Annotated in this window: 16 protein-coding genes; 10 read left to right on the top strand and 6 right to left on the bottom strand. The window is 51.2% G+C overall.

Translation table 11 applies throughout. The features are described 5' to 3' along the window. Positions 1–56: 56 nt before the first annotated feature. From ACFIOZ_RS00080 to ACFIOZ_RS00050, 7 genes are all read left to right on the top strand, one after another. Positions 57–1,430: an O-antigen ligase family protein gene (locus ACFIOZ_RS00080; RefSeq protein WP_386081399.1), complete on the top strand. Its 1,374-nt coding sequence runs from the start codon at positions 57–59 to the stop codon at positions 1,428–1,430. Then, entirely contained in the window at positions 1,427–2,371 is a 945-nt protein-coding gene (locus ACFIOZ_RS00075; protein ID WP_386081398.1) for a glycosyltransferase family 8 protein, read from the top strand. Before ACFIOZ_RS00080 ends, ACFIOZ_RS00075 begins: the two co-directional genes overlap by 4 nt. Then, complete coding sequence (locus ACFIOZ_RS00070; protein WP_386081396.1) at positions 2,368–3,522, top strand: glycosyltransferase; 1,155 nt, start codon at positions 2,368–2,370, stop codon at positions 3,520–3,522. Before ACFIOZ_RS00075 ends, ACFIOZ_RS00070 begins: the two co-directional genes overlap by 4 nt. Continuing rightward, complete coding sequence (locus ACFIOZ_RS00065) at positions 3,519–4,301, top strand: glycosyltransferase family 2 protein (protein WP_386081394.1); 783 nt, start codon at positions 3,519–3,521, stop codon at positions 4,299–4,301. The genes ACFIOZ_RS00070 and ACFIOZ_RS00065 overlap by 4 nt, the downstream gene beginning before the upstream one ends. A 3-nt stretch (positions 4,302–4,304) precedes the next feature. Continuing rightward, positions 4,305–5,345 carry a glycosyltransferase family 4 protein gene (locus tag ACFIOZ_RS00060; RefSeq protein WP_386081391.1) on the top strand — a complete coding sequence of 347 codons (1,041 nt, stop codon included), beginning with the start codon at positions 4,305–4,307 and terminating at the stop codon, positions 5,343–5,345. Next, positions 5,342–6,322: a glycosyl transferase family 90 gene (locus ACFIOZ_RS00055; protein ID WP_386081389.1), complete on the top strand. Its 981-nt coding sequence runs from the start codon at positions 5,342–5,344 to the stop codon at positions 6,320–6,322. The genes ACFIOZ_RS00060 and ACFIOZ_RS00055 overlap by 4 nt, the downstream gene beginning before the upstream one ends. 167 nt (positions 6,323–6,489) lie before the next feature. After that, a complete protein-coding gene (locus tag ACFIOZ_RS00050; RefSeq protein WP_386081387.1) occupies positions 6,490–8,070 on the top strand; it encodes a sulfatase-like hydrolase/transferase in 1,581 nt (526 codons plus the stop codon). Here ACFIOZ_RS00050 and waaF read toward each other — a convergent pair. Together waaF and rfaD are read right to left on the bottom strand one after the other, a co-directional pair. Next, positions 8,060–9,103, bottom strand: coding sequence for a lipopolysaccharide heptosyltransferase II (waaF, locus tag ACFIOZ_RS00045; protein WP_386081385.1), 1,044 nt, complete (start codon positions 9,101–9,103; stop codon positions 8,060–8,062). The two genes, ACFIOZ_RS00050 and waaF, sit on opposite strands and share 11 nt — an antisense overlap. Then, positions 9,096–10,052 carry an ADP-glyceromanno-heptose 6-epimerase gene (gene rfaD / locus ACFIOZ_RS00040; RefSeq protein WP_386081383.1) on the bottom strand — a complete coding sequence of 319 codons (957 nt, stop codon included), beginning with the start codon at positions 10,050–10,052 and terminating at the stop codon, positions 9,096–9,098. The genes waaF and rfaD overlap by 8 nt, the downstream gene beginning before the upstream one ends. 109 nt (positions 10,053–10,161) lie before the next feature. Here rfaD and glyQ point away from each other — a divergent pair, with 109 nt between their 5' ends. The 3 genes from glyQ (at position 10,162) to gmhB (ending at position 13,914) form a co-directional block, all read left to right on the top strand. Beyond that, positions 10,162–11,133, top strand: coding sequence for a glycine--tRNA ligase subunit alpha (gene glyQ / locus ACFIOZ_RS00035; protein ID WP_386081381.1), 972 nt, complete (start codon positions 10,162–10,164; stop codon positions 11,131–11,133). Beyond that, entirely contained in the window at positions 11,133–13,199 is a 2,067-nt protein-coding gene (gene glyS, locus ACFIOZ_RS00030; RefSeq protein ID WP_386081380.1) for a glycine--tRNA ligase subunit beta, read from the top strand. Before glyQ ends, glyS begins: the two co-directional genes overlap by 1 nt. A gap of 166 nt (positions 13,200–13,365) precedes the next feature. Then, positions 13,366–13,914, top strand: coding sequence for a D-glycero-beta-D-manno-heptose 1,7-bisphosphate 7-phosphatase (gmhB, locus tag ACFIOZ_RS00025; RefSeq protein ID WP_386081379.1), 549 nt, complete (start codon positions 13,366–13,368; stop codon positions 13,912–13,914). 228 nt (positions 13,915–14,142) lie between these two features. On the opposite strand, the gene gyrB is transcribed toward gmhB, so the two are convergent. The 4 genes from gyrB to dnaA form a co-directional block, all read right to left on the bottom strand. Beyond that, positions 14,143–16,563 carry a DNA topoisomerase (ATP-hydrolyzing) subunit B gene (gene gyrB, locus ACFIOZ_RS00020; RefSeq protein WP_386081377.1) on the bottom strand — a complete coding sequence of 807 codons (2,421 nt, stop codon included), beginning with the start codon at positions 16,561–16,563 and terminating at the stop codon, positions 14,143–14,145. Between the two features lie 103 nt (positions 16,564–16,666). Next, positions 16,667–17,770, bottom strand: coding sequence for a DNA replication/repair protein RecF (recF, locus tag ACFIOZ_RS00015; protein ID WP_386081375.1), 1,104 nt, complete (start codon positions 17,768–17,770; stop codon positions 16,667–16,669). A gap of 124 nt (positions 17,771–17,894) precedes the next feature. Further along, positions 17,895–18,998: a DNA polymerase III subunit beta gene (gene dnaN / locus ACFIOZ_RS00010; protein WP_088698234.1), complete on the bottom strand. Its 1,104-nt coding sequence runs from the start codon at positions 18,996–18,998 to the stop codon at positions 17,895–17,897. A gap of 60 nt (positions 18,999–19,058) precedes the next feature. Next, a complete protein-coding gene (gene dnaA, locus ACFIOZ_RS00005) occupies positions 19,059–20,525 on the bottom strand; it encodes a chromosomal replication initiator protein DnaA (RefSeq protein WP_386081373.1) in 1,467 nt (488 codons plus the stop codon).

Raw genomic sequence — 20,525 nt, 5'->3', positions numbered from 1 at the left:
CCCACAACGAACATTCATTTGTTATAGATTCAGCACACAACTGAGAAATTGAGTATATGCAAAGAAAGATCCCAGCACGCTTATGGGAAACACACTATTTAGGAAAAACGCCCCTGCCCTTAGTAGTGATTGGTGTATTAACTACACTATTTTACGTTTTTTCAAAGCCACACTTCGGCGATTTTAGCGACTTTAACAAACTACTATTATCCCTCTCTGGCTTAATTAGTATTAAAATTTATGCCCCCCACGTATGGAAGCACCCTGTTTTTCATATGCTTTGGTGGGCTTTACTCTTGGCGACGTGTCATTGGTTTTATTTAACACTGACCCTTCCACACCTGGCAGGTGACTACCCTAAGCTGGATCACATTGTCCGACTATTTGTGTTTATTATCTTTGCATGGTGGCTTGCGGGCAGCACACGCAACACGCTGTTTTTCTGGAGTATTGCCAGCGCAGCTGTCGTACTGGCGCCATGGATTGCTGGCGATGGCCTTGCTGATTTTCAGCGTGGTTTTAACGGCGAACGCATTGGTTTTGGCATTCGTAACGTTCAGCATTCAGCAATGTTTTTCGGCACGGTACTGCTTGGATTGCTTATTTTTTTACCACGACTGTTAAGGGGCCCTCTACAACACTATGGCAAGTTAATCTTATGGGTGCTCGCTTTTCTTGTCATTATAGCTGGCGTTATCATTTCACAAACTCGCGCCACTTGGCTAGGTATTTTGGCAGGCTTATTAACGGCTCTTTCATTAATTTTTATTCAGCATTGGAAAAGCTTTTCAAAAAAATATTTACTCATGTTTTTTATTTTATCAGCATGCCTAGCAGTTCTTATTATTACCAGTAGCTCTTTAGTCATTGAAAGAGCTACTGCAGAATTGGATACCATTCAGGCACTACTGAGAGGCGACTGGAGTTCTGTTCCCCTATCAACCAGTGAAGTACGTTCTAGTGTAGGAGAGCGGCTATATAGTTGGCGCGCCGCGATCGATATGATTGCCCAGCGCCCCTTGCTAGGCTGGGGTGAGCAAGGCATTGTTTATCTATTTGATAACATTCAATATAATCAAGCACACTATCAAGCTTTAAATTTTGGTCATCTACATAACCTCTATCTTGAAATCACACTACAGTATGGCTTGTTAGGTCTAGCTGCTTACTTTTATTTACTAGGGTGGTTTATAGCAAACGCATGTTTTGCTTGGAAGCGGGGCGATATGCCAGGTGATGTTCTTCTGTTTTTCTATGCTTTTTTATGTTTTTGGAGCGTGATTAATCTTTTTGAATCATATTTGATATTTTGGACAGGTGTATTTCTGTTTAATGTTGTTATGGCGGGCGGCCTCGTTCATATATGGAAACCCACATTGCGCACTAACAGTTCAACACCCTCTGTTATATCAGAAAAGGATCGCAAATGATTAATATAGTCCTGTGCTCCGATGAGGCTTATATAGATAAAGCCGCTGCCGTGATAGCATCAACCGTGTGTCACAGTGAGACACCTGAGGCGCTGCATTTTTATATATTAGGATACAAACTATCTGCAAGTACTCATCAAAAGCTGCACAACTGGTTTACTACACTGCCTGCTGAGCTAACGATCATTGAAGCTGAGAATAGTCGCTGGCCCGAGTTAACATTGGGCCGTTTTGGCCCCGCCGCTATGCTCCGACTGGGCATGCACAATTGGCTACCATCAAGTTGCCAGAAAATCATTTATTTAGACTGTGACCTTGTCGTGCTAGACGATATCGCCAACCTGTTGTTATTCGACACGCAGGGCGCGCCCATAGCCAGTGTGGCTAATCTACAAGGAAACCAGCAGCGTCGTATGGGTCTTGGCTATCAACACTATTTTAATTCCGGTGTGCTTTTGGTGGATCTGGAGGGGTGGAAAGCTCGCAATGTGCTAGACCGAGTAGAGCAGATATTAAAGCAGCACGATTACACCTTAAGCTACCCCGACCAGGATGCCCTCAATCTCATTTTTCAAGACTGGTTTAGACTCCCCATGCGCTGGAATATGCAGCCATATGCTTACCCTGCCGTAGAAAAAAAAGTCGCTCACTATGCTGATTGGCAGAAAGAGCTTGAGCACGCGATACGTGAACCCGCGATCATACACTTTATCGGTGCGCGAAAACCCTGGCACGCTGACAGCCGCCACCCGCTTGCCTATTTGTATCAGCACTACCTTTCATTAACACCGTGGCCACCGTCTGTACAAACACATCAACCCTCCCTGCAGCTGCGTTTGAAGCAAATGCTGGCGTGGTTTAAGAATCGACGCCGCCGCCAGCAACTGCAGTGCAACCCTGTATTGGAACTTCCGCCTCGTCTAGAGGAATCGCCCACATGAAAGTACTCATTGTCGTACGTACTTTAAAAATTGGCGGCATGGAGCGAGTGGCGGTGAACCTTGCCGACGCTTTTGCTGAACAGGGTCATGAGAGCCATTTGATGTACTTTAAGCCGCGCCCGCCTCAGTTAGAACCGAGCAATGCGCGGGTAAATGTCCACCATTTTGCACTATCTCGTGCTATGTGGACATCAGGTGTGGGTGGCATTATCGAGGTGGTGGCACGCTTGCTCAATAGCGTGTTAAGGAAGAGCTACTTTTTATTGTCGGGCTGGTGGGGTGGCAAACTTTTCCGCCGTGAAATACATCGCCTTGAGCGTCAATATGGCACTTTTGACCGGATAATTTTCCGCGGTATCGGTACCTTTGAGACGGTGTGGTCTTTCCAAGATCACCGTGCCTGTTATGTTCTTGAGAATATCGTCAAAGCGACCCCAGGCCATGCTGCCTGGCTAGAGCGGCTAAAAGCACGCTGCCTCTTTCATAACAAACACTTAGTTACTGTATCCAACGGTGTCGAAAAGCAAGTCGCCACTGCCCTGCAGGCGTTACAAGTCCAACCGTTCTCGCTGAGAACCATCACCAATCCATGCCCTTTAGCAACCATTCGCAAAGCCATGTACGAAGATACTCCAGAGCGGCCCACTGCACCGTATTTACTCAACGTAGCACGCTTGGTACCGCAAAAAAATCACCACCTACTGCTACGAGCATACGCCAAGATGCACACTACCCTTCCGCTGGTGATTGTTGGCGAGGGGCCACTGCGTGCAGAGCTGGAAGCACTAGCCGGTGAGCTGGGGATTGCAGCGCGGGTGTCTTTTGTCGGTCGCCAATTAAACCCTTATCCTTGGATGCATCATGCGCGCCTATTCATCTTGAGCTCTGCCCACGAAGGTCTTGGGATTGTGTTGCTTGAAGCGCTGGCTTGCCAAACGCCTATTGTCTCGGTCGATTGTCCAGGCGGGGTACGTGATATTATGGCAGGAGAGCTGGAAGCTTACCTTTGTGACATGACGCCGGAGGCGTTAGCGGCCCGTGTTGATGGCATTCTTGAAGCGGACGGCTACGCTATTGATGAACGTTGGCTGGAACGTTTTTCTCCAGCACACATTACTTCCGCCTTTCTACAAGAGATGCCTGTTTCATGATATCGGCTAATATTATTACCTTTAACGAAGAAGCCAATATTGCGGACTGCATTACGTCTGCTCGCCAAGTATGCGATGACATCGTTGTAGTGGATTCAGGCAGCCAGGATCGAACCACCGCTATCGCGCGTGAGTTAGGTGCCCAGGTGGTTCAACAGGCCTACTTAGGCGACGGCATTCAAAAAAATATCGCACTAGCGCATGTAAAGAATGACTGGGTGCTCAGCTTAGACGCCGATGAACGCCTAACGCCAGAGATGGTCGAAGCGATAAGGCAGCTCGACCTTTCTGCAACCGGACATGACGCCTTTGCCTTTCGTCGTCGCAATATGATTGGCTCACGCTGGATTAGAGTCTGTGGATGGTATCCGGATTACTGCATTCGACTCTACAACCGACACCATGCTCGCTTTGCTGATGTAAAACAGCACGCCAGCATAGGGGCTTCTAACCCCAAGCGCATTAACGCAGATATAGTGCATTACTCCTTTGCGAACCTAGGCCAGTTATTTGCCAAGCCAGGACGCAATTTCAGCGGTCGAGCGGCCAAAATCATGTTTCAAAAGGGAAAACGGGCCAACGCTTTCTCACCGTTTGCACACGGTCTGAACGCCTTTATACGCAAATATATTTTTCAGCGAGGCTTCATGGGCGGGGTCGATGGCATGACCGTTGCGATCAGCGCAGGACTCAATAGCTACTTAAAGTATGCCAAGCTACTCGAATATCAGCGCGACCCAAAAGTCCTCGAAGCCGAAGACTTTAAAAAGGTTTGGTGATTGATGCATATTACCCATGTCAATTTGGCGCGTGGTTTTCGTGGCGGCGAGCGCCAAACTGAGTTACTAATTAAGACGCTAGCAGAGCAGTCATCAAACAAAATTAAACAAACGCTGGTTTGCCGTCGTGACTCTCCCATGCGCCAACACCTGAAGGGTGTAGCGCGACTCGATTTTCATTCAGCCAATCATCAGTTAGCAGGACATTTTCGTTTCGGCAGGACCCAGCTGGTGCACGCCCACGATGCAAAAGGGGTTCACTGGGCCTACTTACACTACCGTCTAAAAGGCACGCCCTACTTAATTACTCGCCGTGTCGATTCACCCGTCAAACGGAAATGGTTTAACCAACAGAGTTACTCTCATGCATCCGCCAGAGTTGCCCTTTCCCACGTTATAAAGGGGCTTCTGGAAGATAAACAGTGTGGCGACGTTACTTTAATAGCCAGTGCCTATGCCCACTTAATACCCTCGTCTGAGGCGACGCATAATTTCCGTAATGATTTTGCCGATAAGTTTTTGGTCGGCCATGCGGGCGCAGTGGTTGATCGTCATAAAGGCCAGCGAGTGCTATTACAAGCGGCTCAGAAACTTGAACACCAAGCACCTGATATACAGTTTATTTTGCTGGGCGATGGCGAAGATACGGAAACGCTAAAAACAGAATACTCATCGCTTGGCAACGTTTCCTGGTTGGGGTTTAAAAGTAATATTGCCGACTATCTGGCTGGACTGGATGTGTTTGCATTTCCTTCGCGCAATGAAGGCTTGGGCTCGGTGTTACTGGATGTCATGCAGCTCGGTGTTCCTGTCATTGCTACCAACGTTGGTGGCATACCCGATATCGTCAAGCATGAGCAGACAGGGTTACTGATACCCTCCGGCGACGCCGATGCACTGGCTAATGGTATTTTGCGATTAAGACAGGATGCCACTCTTCGGCAGCGATTGGCCCAAGGAGCCACTGAGCGTTTAGCTCATTATAGCCCGCAGTCAATGACTGCATCGTACTGGCACCTCTATCAAACCATAGTGAGCGAATGATGATGTTGGCGGCTTCTGCAAAAGCGCATAAGAACCTTCATAAGCTAGGCTTTTATGCGCAACATACCGTTCACCGCCTGATCCCCAGTACGTTTCTGCAACGGCAAAGATTAAACTTACTTCGCTCACTAGAGCAATTGTCAAAAGAGGAGCAGCAGCAGCTACTTCTCCGAGTTAATTACTGTAATCAGCTGGAGAAAAACGTTGAACTACCTGAGGAGGCTATAAGCTTATCTAGTTTCAAGCGCGAAAAAAGTGGCACCTATTATTTGGACTTGCTCAGCGTACTGCGCTACTTTCCGCCTGAACTACGCTTCTGCCATCGCTTTGGTGATGTAACCACCGTGCCAGACGTGCCTACCTTGGTAAAAAGCCGTCCCATTAATGACCACAATCAAAACTCGATTTTACTTAAGTTAAACCGTGTTCGCCATTATTACACGGTGAAAGACCCTTACCGCTATGATGACAAGCTTGACCTTATAGTATGGCGGGGCTCTTGTCATCAAGAGTACCGGCGTCAATTCGTTCGAGATTTCTATGACCACCCGCTATGTAACGTGGGCGATATTCACAAAAATGCGCATGGCCAGCCTTGGCATCGCCATTTTATGTCGGTGCAAGAGCAACTGAAGTATAAATTCGTGCTCAGTATAGAAGGCAAAGATGTTGCAACAAATCTCAAATGGATAATGGCCTCCAATTCACTCTGCTTTATGCGCAAGCCGCGCTTTGAAACATGGTTTATGGAAGGCACTTTGTTACCTGACTATCACTATGTGAAGCTCAAGGATGATTATTCAGACCTGGAGGAAAAAGTCATCTATTATCGTGACAACCCAGCGGCGGCCAAAAAAATTATCGGTAATGCCAACCGCTACTTCGCTCAATTTACGAATACGGGCCAGGAGCGTTTGATGGGCCTTTTGGTGATGCAGAAATATTTCGAGCGCACCCATCAACATCTTCCTGAGTAGCCGTTATCATCAGAGCTATCAATTTTTCTGTCATAGCCATCTTCACTGTTTAAATTAGGTATTTAGTCATCAGAAGTTATCGCTCTTTCATTGCATGGGATACAGCTAGGCTGGCCACCATCGCACTGACGCTAATTGGCCTGTGCCTGGGTTACGCTACCACGGTAATGACCCGCTTGCCCTGGTGGACGCTATTTTTTGTAGCGGCCATGTGGATTGGCGTGGGCTTAAAGTTACGCTGGGGCCACCCTGCGAACGCTCGTTATCGCAAAATGTGGCCCTGGTCGCTGTTACCGCTAAGCCTCTGGGGTGTTTACGTTTACCTTGCGGATAGCTTTGGTATCGTCGATCTCGGCGCGGTGTTTTTTCACCTTCAAGCCGGTATGGCCAAACATGGTGGGGCAGGTAAAATGATTTCCGCGCTGCTCTATACGCTGATAATGATCGGCGTACTGGCAGCGGTAACGTGGCTATCACGTCATGACCAGCGCTGGCGCTTAGCTGAGCGTTTTTTTGCTATTCTGCTATTGGCTAGCAACCCGCTACTTTACGGCCTAGGCCAACGCAGCGCGTCGATTGTCACCGATGATGGTGCGTGGCTGGATCGGCGCTACAAGCCGCCTCCCACTGAAGCGCTAAGGGATGCACCTAACTTGCTCATTCTGTACCTGGAAAGCATTGAGCGCACCTACTCCAATGAGCTATTTGGGGATGCCTACGCCGACCTTAACGCCCTAGGTGAACAAGGTGCTGTTTTTGAGGGCGTGCGCCAAATGGACAACACGGGGTGGACGATGGCTGGCATGATTGCCAGTCAGTGCGGAGTGCCGCTGATGCCCGCAGGACTTCTCCATGATAGCCAGTTTGAGCCTCTATCAAAGGTTGTCCCTGGCGTTGATTGCCTGGGAGACATCCTTGCGGAACAGGGCTACCAACTAAGCTATCTAGGCGGTGCTAGCACACAGTTCGCCGGTAAAGGACTGTTCTACCGCGGACATCAATTCGATACGGTCAAAGGCCGTGAAGATTTAGAGCCCCTGCTAGAGGATCCTGAGTACGTTAATAGCTGGGGGCTGTATGACGATACGCTGTATGACATCACAGCCGATGAGATCAGACGATTAGACAATGAAGATAATGGCCCCTGGAGCGTGGTTAGCCTGAACTTGGCAGGCCATGCGCCAAATGGCTATCCCTCACAGTCTTGTGTGGAAGAGCAGGGGGAGTTCGATGGGCAAGATATTCTTTATTCGGTGAAATGCTCTACTTGGCTTGCACGAAATCTGGTTGAACGTTTAGAGTCCGAGGGGCTTCTCGATAACACCTTAGTGGTCATACTTAGCGACCATTTGACGATGCGCGTTTCTGTCTGGGATCAACTGACCGCGTTAGACCGCGACAATACGCTTATCATGCTGAGTGACGGTATCAAGCCACAGCGTATCCGGCGAGACGCTACCATGCTGGATGTTTTCCCTACGATACTCGATGCGTTGGGCTTTACATTGGAGCGCGACCGCGCAGGCCTAGGCACGTCGCTTTTCAGCAATAACCGAACGCTGGTAGAGGCGCATGGTATCGAAGTGCTTAATGAACGCTTGCGAGAGGAGACAGCGCTGCAGCACCGCCTTTGGGAGGGCATCTCCCCGCAGCGGCGCGAGCCCGATGAATCTTCACAAGCCCCCTCTCAAGAACAAACTCTGGAAACGCCTGCTGATGTGGCAGACGAAGTCGAGCTCATCCATTAACAATCACGCTCTCCCACTGAGGAGCCGCATGAATCTGTCGATGGACTTGCTCAACGCTGAGCTGATTAAGGCAGTTGGTGTGCCCCAATGGGCAGGTACGTTGAAAGCAGGGAGAGCAAGAGAGCGCTAGGTAATGGATGACAGCGTTATCGGTCAATGGCGGCGTGTAGGCAGGCGATGAAGAACCGTACAGTGCATGGATGCGAACGCCGACCGCGGCAGCCACATGCATTAACCCCGAGTCATTGGTAACGACCTGCCGGCAGTCCGCCAGCAGATCAACCGCATCAGCCAGCTGTGTTTTGCCACACAGGTTATGGGCATGGGAAAGCCCCTGCGTGATCTGTTCTCCCGCAGGATGATCCTTTGCCCCACCGAGTACGCGTACTTCAAAACCCTCTTTCACCAGCCGTTTGGCTAATGTATGAAAATAACTCACCGGCCACTGCTTGGCGGGGCCATACTCAGCGCCCGGCATCATGCCAATCGCCGTGCGCGAAGAGAGCGAGTGTGTCAGGCGTAAATTGACCAAGTTATCGCGGTCTATCTGCAGGCGTGGCTTGGGCAGCGCAAACTCACCGCTGGCCGCCTCTTCCAAAGGGAGGCCCAGCGATACAAAACGCTTCACCGTTTGATCCAGCACTTGCTTGTCGAGCTTGCGGCGCTCCTTGAGAAGCCCATAACGGTGCTCACCTAGAAAGCCTATACGCTCAGGAATACGCGCCATAAAGGGCACCAGTGCAGCTTTCCAAGAGCGAGGCAGTACAATGGCGCGGTCAAAACGCCCGCGCAGCCGATTAGCGAGTTCGCGGCGGCTAGACAGGCCAAACTCACCGTGACCCACGGCCAGCGGCAGCACTTCATCCACTTCAGGCATACGCTCTAAAATAGGCTGAGACCAGGCTGGTGCCACCACCGCGATTGTCGCCCCTGGCTGACGGGCTTTTAAGGTCATGAACAGGCTCTGTGCCATGACCATATCACCCACCCATGAGGGGCCAATCACCAGCAGTCGCTGAGCTGAGTTAGCCATTTAGCCACTCCAGGTAGGCCTTCACCCCTTGAGCAACGGTTTTAAACTCAACATCGCAGCCACTCTCACGTAGCCGGCTGATATCAGCTCGGGTATAGCTCTGATAGCGCCCTTTAAGCTCTTCGGGAAACGCAATGTAGTCAATCTCACCCTTGCCGTAAAAGTCGATGACCGCCTCGCCAATCGCTTTAAAGGGTTCCGCACGACCAGTCCCCAGATTAAAAATGCCGGACTGTTCGGGATGATCCAAAAACCATAGGTTTACATCGACCACATCGCCGACATAAACGAAGTCACGGCTCTGCATACCGGCATCAAAACCGTCGTAGGCGCCAAACAGCTTGAGCGTTTCACCATTACGAATTTGCAGATGATTGTGATAGGCCACACTGGCCATTTTGCCCTTATGCTGTTCACGGGGGCCATAGACATTAAAGTAACGAAAGCCCACTACTTGCGTGGTTAACTCGCTCCAGCGCGAACGCACGTGCTGATCGAACAACAGCTTTGAATAGCCGTATACGTTTAGCGGCTTTTCGCACTCGGGCAGCTCTTTGAACACCTCACTGCCTCCATAGGTAGCGGCTGACGAGGCGTATAAGAAGGGAATGCCCTGCTGCTCGCAGTAATTAAGCAGTACTTTGGAGTACTCGAAATTATTCTCCATCATGTAGTGGCCATCCCACTCGGTGGTATCCGAGCAGGCGCCTTCATGGAAAATAGCATCAATCTTGGGTAGGTCGATGCTATCACCGCGTAGGGCAGCTTTTACCCTGGTAAGGAAATCGTCCTTATCGAGGTAATCCGCCAGCGTGCAGTCGGCCAAATTGACGAATTTGGTACCATCGCGCAAATCGTCAACGACCATCACATCGTTTCGCCCACGGGCATTCAATGCTTCGACTATGTTGGCCCCGATAAAACCGGCACCGCCTGTTACCACAATCATACTGTTCTCCTAATCTAAAGCGACTTGTTGGCCTATGTGCCTATAACCCATCTGCCTAGGATTGTATACTTGACGCCTTATGAATTCATGGCCAACGGTGCTTTCCGCGATGAGTGTCTCGACAAACCAATCGACACCCGATGTGTCGACCTTTCAAGGCTTGATCCTTGCTCTGCAGCAGTACTGGGCAGAACAGGGTTGCGTCATCCTTCAGCCGCTCGATATGGAAGTCGGCGCGGGCACCTTCCACCCCGCCACCTTCCTGCGGGCGATTGGCCCCGAAAGCTGGAACGCAGCCTATGTACAGCCTTCCCGCCGTCCTACTGATGGCCGCTATGGCGAAAACCCTAACCGCCTTCAGCACTACTACCAGTTCCAGGTAGTGATGAAGCCGTCGCCGAGCAACCTGCAGGATCTTTATCTGGGCTCGCTCAAACGTCTTGGACTTGATCCGCTGGTTCACGATATCCGCTTTGTCGAAGATAACTGGGAATCCCCTACCCTAGGCGCCTGGGGCCTGGGCTGGGAAATATGGTTAAACGGCATGGAAGTCACCCAGTTTACCTACTTCCAGCAGGCAGGTGGCATCGAATGCTACCCCGTCACCGGCGAACTGACCTATGGACTTGAGCGTATTGCCATGTACCTGCAGGACGTCGACAGCGTTTATGATCTCGTTTGGGCCATTGCCCCCGACGGCAGCAAAGTGACTTACGGCGATGTTTACCTGCAAAACGAGCGCGAACAATCCACCTACAACTTTGAACACGCTGACGTTGATCAGCTATTTGCCAACTTCGATCACCAGGAAAAAGAGTGTGGCAAGTTGCTCACTGCCAGCCTGCCGCTCCCAGCCTACGAGCAAGTTCTAAAGGCATCGCACACCTTTAACCTGCTGGACGCCCGTCATGCTATCTCGGTCACCGAACGTCAGCGCTTTATCCTACGCGTACGCACTATGGCCCGGGATGTCGCCACTGCTTACTTTGAGTCGCGTAAGGCCGAAGGTTTCCCCATGGCGCCAGAAAATCTTCGCCGAGAACTGTTACAAGAGCTACTCGCCGACCAGGGAGACGACTAATGGCTGTTAATACGCTTTTACTAGAAATCGGTGCAGAAGAGCTTCCTCCCACGGCCCTAGACGCGCTTTCCGATGCGTTTGCCGCAGGAGTAGAGAAAGGCCTGCAAGAAGCGGATGTTCCCTTCGCCAGCGTTATTGCATATGCAACGCCACGCCGCTTAGCGGTACAAGTGCGTGAACTGGCTGATAAACAGCCCGACCGCGACGTTGAGCGTCGCGGTCCAGCGCTGGCGGCTGCCTTTAAGGATGGCGTTGCCACTAAAGCCGCGGAAGGCTTTGCCCGCTCTTGTGGTGTAAGCGTCGACGAACTGATTCATTTAGAAACCGATAAAGGTACCTGGTTAGGTTTTCGTGAACAGCAGCAGGGAGAATCTATTCAAGCACTGCTACCTGAGATTATCCGCAAATCAATCAGCACCCTCCCCGTGCCTAAAAACATGCGTTGGGGTGCCTCACGAGTTGAGTTTTCCCGTCCTGTACACTGGCTGGTAGCACTTTACGGTAGCGACGTAGTGGCCGCCGAGGCACTTGGCCTAGAAGCTAGCTGCACGACCTATGGTCACCGCTTCCATGCCCCAGATGCTATTCAGCTGGCACACGCTGAGGAGTATGTGGCTACGCTGGAAAATGCCTATGTACTGGTGGATCGAGAGCAGCGCCGCGAGCGCATCCGTGAGCAGGTATTAGCAGAGGCCGAAGTTCAGGAGGCCAATGCCGTTATCGATGAAGACCTTCTAGTAGAAGTGAGCGGTTTGGTTGAATGGCCGGTGGCCCTGACCGGTAGCTTTGATGAGCGCTTTCTGGAAGTACCCGCCGAGTGCTTGATCTCCTCCATGCAGGCTAACCAAAAATATTTTCACCTGCTGGACGATGCTGGCAAGTTAAAACCGCTGTTTATCACCATTGCTAATATCGACAGCGCTGATCCCGATCAGGTGATTGCCGGTAACGAGAAAGTTATTCGCCCGCGCTTAGCCGATGCAGCGTTTTTCTACGACACCGACCGTAAGCGAACCCTTGCTTCGCGCATTCCCCTGTTGGAAAGCGTGGTCTTCCAGCAGCAGTTAGGCACCCTGGCGGATAAAGCGCGTCGTAGCGCGGCTATCGTGACCTTTATCGCCCAACGCATCAATGGCAACGTCGATTACGCACAGCGCGCCGTGGCACTTGCCAAGTGTGACCTGGTCACCGAGATGGTGCTCGAATTCCCCGAGCTTCAGGGCATTATGGGGCGGTATTACGCCGAGCAGGATGGCGAACCCGCGGAAGTTGCCCAAGCCCTTGAGGAGCAGTACCTGCCGCGCTTTGCTACTGATGCGATCCCTCAAAGTGCTACAGGCAAGGCATTAGCTCTGGCGGATAGACTGGATACCCTGGTAGGTATCTTCGGGATTGGTCAGCGCCCTACCGGTGCAAAAGATCCTTTCGCCCTACGTCGTGCGTCTATTGGTGTACTGAACATTCTGGTCAAAGGTGAGCTCAATCTCGATCTGCGTGAGCTGCTCACCGCTGCCGCAGAGCAGCACCAGGACTTACCTAAGGCGGACGGCTTAGTTGAGGATGTGCTGACGTATATGTTGGATCGCTTCCGTGCCTGGGGCCAGGAAGAGGGCATCAGCGCTGAAATGTATCTTGCTGTGCGCGCCCGACCGGTTACCAACCCGCTCGACTTCGCTCGCCGTCTCCGTGCTGTGAAGGCCTTTGCCCAGCGTGACGAAGCCGCAGCACTAGCCGCTGCCAACAAGCGGGTTTCGAATATTTTAAGTAAACAGGCCCATGACGGCAGCACATCCGTCGATCAAAGCTTGTTACAGGAAGACGCCGAGCGCGCCCTATTTGACGCTGTAACGGGTAGCCAGACACAAGTGGCGCCACTCTTTGCGGCGGGTGATTACCAGCGAGCACTTGATGCACTTGCCACACTACGCGATCCGGTGGATGCTTTCTTTGAACAGGTAATGGTGATGGCAGATGATCCGGCTATTCAGCGCAATCGCTTAGCGCTTCTTGCTAGCCTTCAAGCGCTGTTTTTAGAAGTCGCCGATATCTCGCTGCTCCCTCAGTAGTCATCGGCTAATGGTTCGCAACCCAAGCCCAGCCCTAACGGTTGGGCTTTTTGTTGTTTGACGGGAGTATGTGTTTCACGTGAAACACTTTTGCCAGATCAGGGTAAGATAGTTTGAAAACTGGCGGGCAGAACGTATCGTCGGCAACCGTACCAATAGGATCACTATGCTAAGTGCAGATACCCTTGTCATCCTGGATCGAGACGGTGTCATCAACCATGACTCTGATAACTACATCAAATCTCTCGACGAGTGGGTGCCCTACCCCGCTTCAATCACTGCCATTGCCCGCCTTACTCAAGCAGGATACACCGTTGCCGTCGCAACGAATCAATCGGGCATTGCCCGTGGCTATTATGATGAAGCCACCCTTCATGCGATGCACGACCAGCTAACGGCGTTAGTAGAAGCTGAAGGCGGGGGTATTGCTCATATCGCGTACTGTCCCCATGGGCCAGATGATAATTGTATATGCCGTAAGCCCTTACCAGGAATGCTGCTAAACATACAACAACACCTTGGGTTAGCAAGCTTAACAGGAAGCTGGATGGTCGGTGATAGTCTACGGGATCTTCAGGCGGGCGAAGCAGTAGGCTGTAAAACAGCACTGGTCAGAACAGGAAAAGGAGTTAAGACGGAGCAAAGAGGCGTTGGCCTTGAAAAAGCCAAGGTGTTCGATGATTTAGCGCAATTTGTTGAGTGGCTCATTAGATAGCCCGCGATACCAGCTGGGGAGTCATACCGCTTTGCGTTCTGCATTGCCTAAGAAACTTGGCTGCAACGAACTACTCTCTCCTGCCCAATTCTCCCTACCCATCTATCTACCAAAAAAGCGCCGCTACGTATTCCATAGCGGCGCTTTTCATAGTGGCATTAAATCATATTAAGGCAAGGCTCGTTAACGTAGTGTTTCACGTGAAACACTTACGAGCACATTCATATCTTACACGTCTAAATTTGCCACCAGTGCGTTGGTCTCAATAAAGTCACGACGCGGCTCAACGTCGTCACCCATCAAGGTATTGAACATCATATCGGCACCCACGGCATCTTCGATAGTCACCCGCAGCATGCGGCGGCTATCGGGATCCATGGTGGTATCCCAGAGCTGATCCGGGTTCATTTCACCCAGTCCTTTGTAGCGCTGTACGGATAGCCCACGCTGTCCCTCTTGCATCAGCCATGCAAGTACTTCTGAGAAGTGCGATACAGGCTTCTGACGCTCGCCACGGGCAATAAAGGCACCCTCTTCCAGGAAGCCATCCAGGGTTTCACCCAACTCGGCAATTCCCCTGTAGTCGGCACTTTCAAAGAAGTCGAGCCCCCACCTATACTCCGTGGTCACACCGTGAGCAACCAGCGACACAGTCGGTAAGAAGAGCCCACGCTCAGAATCCTCTTGTAGATGGAAGTGATAACGTGGCCCACCTTCATAGGCCACCATATCGTCCATAACTTTCTGAAGTTCATCAATCCAGTTTTGCATGGTCACGCGATCTTTCAGGCTCTCTTCACCTTTCAGTGCCGAAACATGGATAATCTGTTTAAGCACTTCATTGGGATAAACCCGTGATAAACGATCAATTCGCTTCATGACATTGCGATACTGGTTCACTAGTGCTTCGAGCTGGGAGCCGGAAATACCCGGTGCATTTGCGTTAACATGCAGGCCTGCACCGTCTAGCGCCGTCGTTGTTAAGTAGTCCACCATCGCCTGCTCGTCTTTCAAATAGAGCTCTTGCTTACCACGCTTAATTTTATACAGCGGCGGCTGGGCGATGAAGATATGACCACGCTCAATCAATTCCGGCATCTGACGGAAGAAGAACGTCAGCAGCAGGGTGCGGATGTGGGAGCCGTCTACGTCGGCATCGGTCATGATAATAACCGAGTGGTAACGTAACTTATCGGGATTAAACTCCTCACGGCCAATACCACAGCCCAGTGCAGTAATTAACGTACCCACTTCTGCTGAGGAGAGCATTTTATCGAAACGCGCTTTCTCCACGTTCAGAATTTTACCCTTGAGTGGCAAAATAGCCTGCGTACGACGGTCGCGCCCCTGTTTGGCACTACCACCTGCCGAGTCACCCTCCACCAGGTACAGCTCCGACTGGCTAGGATCTTTTTCCTGACAATCCGCCAACTTACCAGGTAACCCGGCAATATCCAGCGCGCCTTTGCGTCGGGTCATATCCCGCGCTTTTCGGGCTGCTTCGCGGGCACGTGCCGCGTCTAGCATCTTATTAACGATTGCCTTGGCTTCGTTAGGCTTTTCAACGAGATACTCGGAAAACAGGCGACTCATTTCCTGTTCAACCGCTGTTTTCACTTCACTGGAAACCAGCTTATCTTTGGTTTGAGACGAGAATTTTGGATCCGGCACTTTAACCGAAATAATCGCGGTCAATCCCTCACGCGCATCGTCACCAGTGGTGTTAACCTTGGCTTTTTTGAGCAAATTTTCCGCTTCAATATAGTTGTTGAGCGTACGGGTAAGGCCAGCACGAAACCCCGCCAAGTGGGCGCCACCATCTCGCTGGGGAATATTATTGGTATAGCAGAAAATATTTTCAGTGAAGGCTTCGCTCCACTGCATGGCTACCTCAACCTCAACGCCATCATCACGAACAGCGTTAAAGTGGAACACAGGGTTAATCACGCTCTTGTTCGTATTGAGGTGGTCAACAAAGGCTCTTAAACCGCCTTCGTAATGGAACAGCTCCTCTTTACCGCTGCGCTCATCCATCAACCGAATGGCCACGCCAGAGTTCAAGAAAGAGAGTTCACGCAGTCGCTTAGCTAAAATATCAAAATGAAACTCGATATTGCCAAACGTTTCTGGAGATGGCCGGAAATGAACACGCGTACCGCTTTTTTCGGTTTTGCCTACAACAGCTAATGGTGCTTGAGGGACACCATGATGATACATTTGCTCAAACACTTCCCCTTGGCGCCAAATCGTCAAGCGCAGCTCCGCGGAAAGCGCATTGACGACGGAAACGCCTACACCGTGCAAACCACCGGAAACCTTATAGGAATTATCGTCGAATTTACCGCCGGCGTGCAGAACCGTCATGATAACTTCAGCAGCAGAAACCCCCTCCCCTTCATGCAGTTCGGTAGGTACGCCGCGACCGTTATCGCTAACGGTGACCGACTCATCCGGGTGAATGACAACGCGAATTTCGCTGCAATGCCCAGCCAGCGCCTCGTCGATGGAGTTATCCACCAATTCGAAGACCATGTGGTGCAGCCCGGTACCGTCGTCGGTGTCACCAATATACATACCTGGGCGCTTACGCACCGCGTCCAGTCCCTTGAGCACCTTAATGCTTGATGAATCGTAAGCCTGCTCGCTCATTGACCACTCCGTCGTGAAGTCTGCCTCATCCCGTATCGCCTACCCCTTCCTGCGCTGGCATCACCGCGGCAGCTTGCTTAGCCACACATTTAGCGGTCTACAACTAGCTATCGCTTAGCAATTCACTGAGACCCTCTTTGGCATGTTTCACGTGAAACATTCCTACAGGGGTTCCAGTGTGCCAGGCATTTTTTAATGCAGAAGGTTCGACACTGGTAATAAATGCTTGGCACTGCATATCTTCGAGTAGCTCACAAAACTGTTGCCGATTCTGCTCGTCAAGCTCTGCTGGCAAATCATCGATAAGATATATACAGTGCCGCTGTGCTGTTCTTTCCAGAAACCGCCCCTGGGCGAGCTTTAGCGCACTCACCACTAACTTTTGCTGGCCTCTGGAAAGCACTTCAACAGCAGGCTGTTTATTTATCCTGATGCGTAAGTCTGCGCGCTGTGGGCCTTGCTGAGTAAACCCCATCTGCTGATCGGTTGGCCGACTATCTTGCAACACTGCAGCAAGAGATCTCTCTTTGTCCCAACCTCTGGCGTAATGGAGCGACAAGCCTGGCAAGGGAAGCAGTACTCTAAGGGTCTCTTCAAAGACCGGTAAAAAGTTGCTGAACCAATCTCGACGAAGCGTATCCATCTGCTCGCCCCAAACAGCTAGCTCATGCTCCCACACCGCCATTTCCTGAGGATGTATTCTACCACGCCTGAGCAGCGCATTCCGATGTTTCAATGCACGCCGGGTGTGCTTCCAGATGGCTAAAAAATCGTGTTTCACGTGAAACACACCCCAGTCAAGAAACTCACGACGACCGGCGGGAGAACCTTCAAGCAATCGAAAAGCATCTGGGTTAATTAACTGAAGGGGCATCGCCTCTACCAGCTCCGCCAACCGAGCGTTCTTGTCGCCTTTCAAACGCAGCTCCAGCTCCCTCTGCGCACGTAACCGGCGTACGCCAAGGGTGACCTCAGGCTCACCACTTAAACGCCCATACAGCGTCATATACGGCTGATCCATCTGGATCACGTGTTTTAACTGACGCGTGCGAAAAGAGCGCCCCATTCCTAGAATATGGATACCTTCCAATAGGCTGGTTTTTCCACTTCCATTGGCACCACTAATGACATTGATGCGCGAAGAGGGCGTCATCTCAACAGGCTGCAGGTTGCGCACAGCGTGAAAATTAAGCAGTGTCAGGCTCATCCTATTATCACCACTTAAAAGTCCTCGAAAGCGAGTATTGCAACGCGTTAGCGGCGCTTCTGCTACCAGAAGCGCCGCTAACATGGCCTGCCGTATCGATTGTCATGCCTCTATACAAAACCGTTTACAGACGCATAGGCATAACAACATAAAGCGCATCGCCACCGCCGGGCTCTTCCAACAAAGCACTGCTGTTGGGATCAGCCAGGGTAATTTGTACGCGATCTTCATTAAGCACGGTTAACACATCAACCAAATAGCCAACGTTAAAACCAACTTCCATCGCCCCACCGTTGTACTCAACGGCGATATTCTCCTCGGCCTCTTCCTGCTCCGGGTTGTTAGCCATCACTTTGAGGTTATTCTCCTCAAGATAAAGACGCACACCGCGGTACTTCTCATTAGAGAGGATGGCAGTACGCGAAAGCACCTGACGCAGCTCGGCACGCTCTGCAATCAATACCTTATCGCCATTACGTGGAACGACGCGCTCATAGTCAGGAAATTTACCGTCGATTAACTTGGAGGTGAAGGTAAAGTCACCGGTATGAGCACGCACATGGCTGGAGCCAAGCGTTAAACTGACAGGCTCATCGCTATCATCTAACAGTCGTGATAGCTCTAAAATACCCTTGCGCGGCACAATCAACTTTTGAGACTGGCTAACAGAGACTTCGATTGGGCGCGAACACATCGCCAGGCGGTGCCCGTCAGTGGCAACAGTGCGCAGTAAATTGCTTTGAATTTCCAGTAGCATACCGTTGAGGTAATAACGCACATCCTGCTGCGCCATAGCAAACGAGGTAGCTTCGATCAGGTGCTTTAAGGTGCCACGGGGCACACTAATCTCTTGACTACCGTCTGCATCCTCAATATTGGGAAATTCAGCCACTGGGAGAGTCGAAAGAGTGAAACGCGAACGACCACTGCGAAGTACCGCACGCCCCTCTTCCACACCCAGCTGAATGTCCGACTGATCGGGTAGTGATTTACAAATATCCATCAACTTACGCGCGGGCACTGTCGCAGAACCTGCCTGATCGACCTGGCTTGCCACCGTGCGACCAACGAGCTCGACTTCTAAATCAGTGCCGGTGAGCGACACCTGGTCACCCTCAACTTGAATCAGCACATTAGACAGTACTGGCAGCGTTTGACGACGCTCAACAACACCAGCGACCAGAGTCAGCGGACGTAGCAGCGCCTCTCGGGAAATCGAAAATTTCATCAATACTCCGGTTCTATAACCTGAAAGACCTGCGCGTAACAGGCCCGTCCCATGGGGTGATTAACTGGTCAACAGGCGCAGTAAATTCTTGTAATCCTCACGAATATCCGCGCTCTCTTCCTGCAATGATTTCACTTTTCGGCAAGCGTGCAACACCGTTGTGTGGTCACGCCCACCAAAGGCATCGCCAATCTCAGGCAAGCTGTGATTGGTTAGTTCCTTAGCAAGCGCCATCGCCACCTGACGAGGGCGAGCAACTGAACGTGAACGGCGCTTGGACAGCAGATCCGCCACCTTGATTTTGTAATATTCAGCAACCGTACGCTGAATATTATCAACCCCTACCTGCTTATCCTGAAGGGCTAACAGGTCTTTCAGGGACTCTCGAATAAAGTCTTGGGTAATCGTTTTACCCATAAAGTGCGAATCAGCAATGACTTTTTTCAATGCCCCTTCCAATTCGCGCACGTTGGAACGAATTTTCTGAGCAATAAAGAAAGCCGCATCATGAGGCAAATCGACCTTAGCTTGGTCGGCCTTTTTCATCAAGATAGCCACCCGGGTTTCAAGCTCCGGTGGCTCAATGGCGACGGTAAGCCCCCAACCAAAGCGTGACTTAAGGCGCTCTTCTACCCCACTGATCTCTTTCGGATAGCGGTCTGAGGTGAGGATCATCTGCTGCCCCCCCTCCAAAAGTGCGTTGAAGGTATGAAAGAACTCTTCTTGCGAACGCTCTTTTCCCGCAAAAAATTGAATATCATCAATGAGTAACGCATCAACACTGCGGTAAAAGCGTTTAAAGTCATTGATGGCGTTAAGTTGGAGCGCTTTTACCATATCGGCGACAAAACGCTCTGAGTGAAGGTACACCACCCGAGCGTTTTCACGTCGAGTTGCCAAAGCATTCCCCACCGCATGCATCAAGTGGGTTTTACCCAAACCGACGCCGCCGTATAAGAATAAGGGGTTATAAGCGCCACCAGGGTTTTCAGACACCTGTCGAGAGGCCGCGCGTGCTAACTGGTTCGACTTACCTTCCACAAACGTATCGAAAGTAAAATTAGGGTTGAGCCCACTGCCATGCTTCAGACTCCCCTCTACCTGTACCTGACGTTCATTATTACGTCGGCTCGGCGCTTCATCACGCAGCTTGTCGATTTCGCGCTCATCAGCAATATCGCCACGTGGCGGCGTATGTACCGCTGGCGATGCTGGCCGCGGAGATGAAGCTGATACAGGATTACCTAAATCACGATGCTGAGGAGCCTGGGTTGCCAAGCGGCGACTGCCCACCGTCAGGCTTACCTTAGGCGGTTTAGCCGGTGCAAGCTCTCGCATCAGCTCACTAATCCGCTTGGCATACTTATCGCTCACCCAATCGCGCACAAAGCGATTCGGCGCCAATAAGCGCAGCTCGTTGGACTCTCCTTCTTCTGCCTGCAGCGGGCGTATCCAGGTATTGAACTGCTGTGAATTCAGCTCATCCTGCAGGTTGTCCAGGCACTGTTGCCAAAGCGTCAGTGACAC

The organism is Vreelandella sp. F11, from assembly GCF_042466685.1.
Lineage (GTDB): Bacteria > Pseudomonadota > Gammaproteobacteria > Pseudomonadales > Halomonadaceae > Vreelandella.
The sequence above is the reverse complement of the archived record's forward strand: the minus strand, read 5'-3'. Positions and strand labels throughout refer to the sequence as shown.

What these genes read in the sequence shown, in the direction of transcription:
- ACFIOZ_RS00080 (WP_386081399.1), top strand. Translation starts at nt 57, where the DNA reads ATGCAAAGAAAGATCCCAGCACGCTTATGGGAAACACACTATTTAGGA.
- ACFIOZ_RS00075 (WP_386081398.1), top strand. Translation starts at nt 1,427, where the DNA reads ATGATTAATATAGTCCTGTGCTCCGATGAGGCTTATATAGATAAAGCC.
- ACFIOZ_RS00070 (WP_386081396.1), top strand. Translation starts at nt 2,368, where the DNA reads ATGAAAGTACTCATTGTCGTACGTACTTTAAAAATTGGCGGCATGGAG.
- ACFIOZ_RS00065 (WP_386081394.1), top strand. Translation starts at nt 3,519, where the DNA reads ATGATATCGGCTAATATTATTACCTTTAACGAAGAAGCCAATATTGCG.
- ACFIOZ_RS00060 (WP_386081391.1), top strand. Translation starts at nt 4,305, where the DNA reads ATGCATATTACCCATGTCAATTTGGCGCGTGGTTTTCGTGGCGGCGAG.
- ACFIOZ_RS00055 (WP_386081389.1), top strand. Translation starts at nt 5,342, where the DNA reads ATGATGATGTTGGCGGCTTCTGCAAAAGCGCATAAGAACCTTCATAAG.
- ACFIOZ_RS00050 (WP_386081387.1), top strand. Translation starts at nt 6,490, where the DNA reads ATGACCCGCTTGCCCTGGTGGACGCTATTTTTTGTAGCGGCCATGTGG.
- waaF (WP_386081385.1), bottom strand. Translation starts at nt 9,103, where the DNA reads ATGGCTAACTCAGCTCAGCGACTGCTGGTGATTGGCCCCTCATGGGTG.
- rfaD (WP_386081383.1), bottom strand. Translation starts at nt 10,052, where the DNA reads ATGATTGTGGTAACAGGCGGTGCCGGTTTTATCGGGGCCAACATAGTC.
- glyQ (WP_386081381.1), top strand. Translation starts at nt 10,162, where the DNA reads ATGAGTGTCTCGACAAACCAATCGACACCCGATGTGTCGACCTTTCAA.
- glyS (WP_386081380.1), top strand. Translation starts at nt 11,133, where the DNA reads ATGGCTGTTAATACGCTTTTACTAGAAATCGGTGCAGAAGAGCTTCCT.
- gmhB (WP_386081379.1), top strand. Translation starts at nt 13,366, where the DNA reads ATGCTAAGTGCAGATACCCTTGTCATCCTGGATCGAGACGGTGTCATC.
- gyrB (WP_386081377.1), bottom strand. Translation starts at nt 16,563, where the DNA reads ATGAGCGAGCAGGCTTACGATTCATCAAGCATTAAGGTGCTCAAGGGA.
- recF (WP_386081375.1), bottom strand. Translation starts at nt 17,770, where the DNA reads ATGAGCCTGACACTGCTTAATTTTCACGCTGTGCGCAACCTGCAGCCT.
- dnaN (WP_088698234.1), bottom strand. Translation starts at nt 18,998, where the DNA reads ATGAAATTTTCGATTTCCCGAGAGGCGCTGCTACGTCCGCTGACTCTG.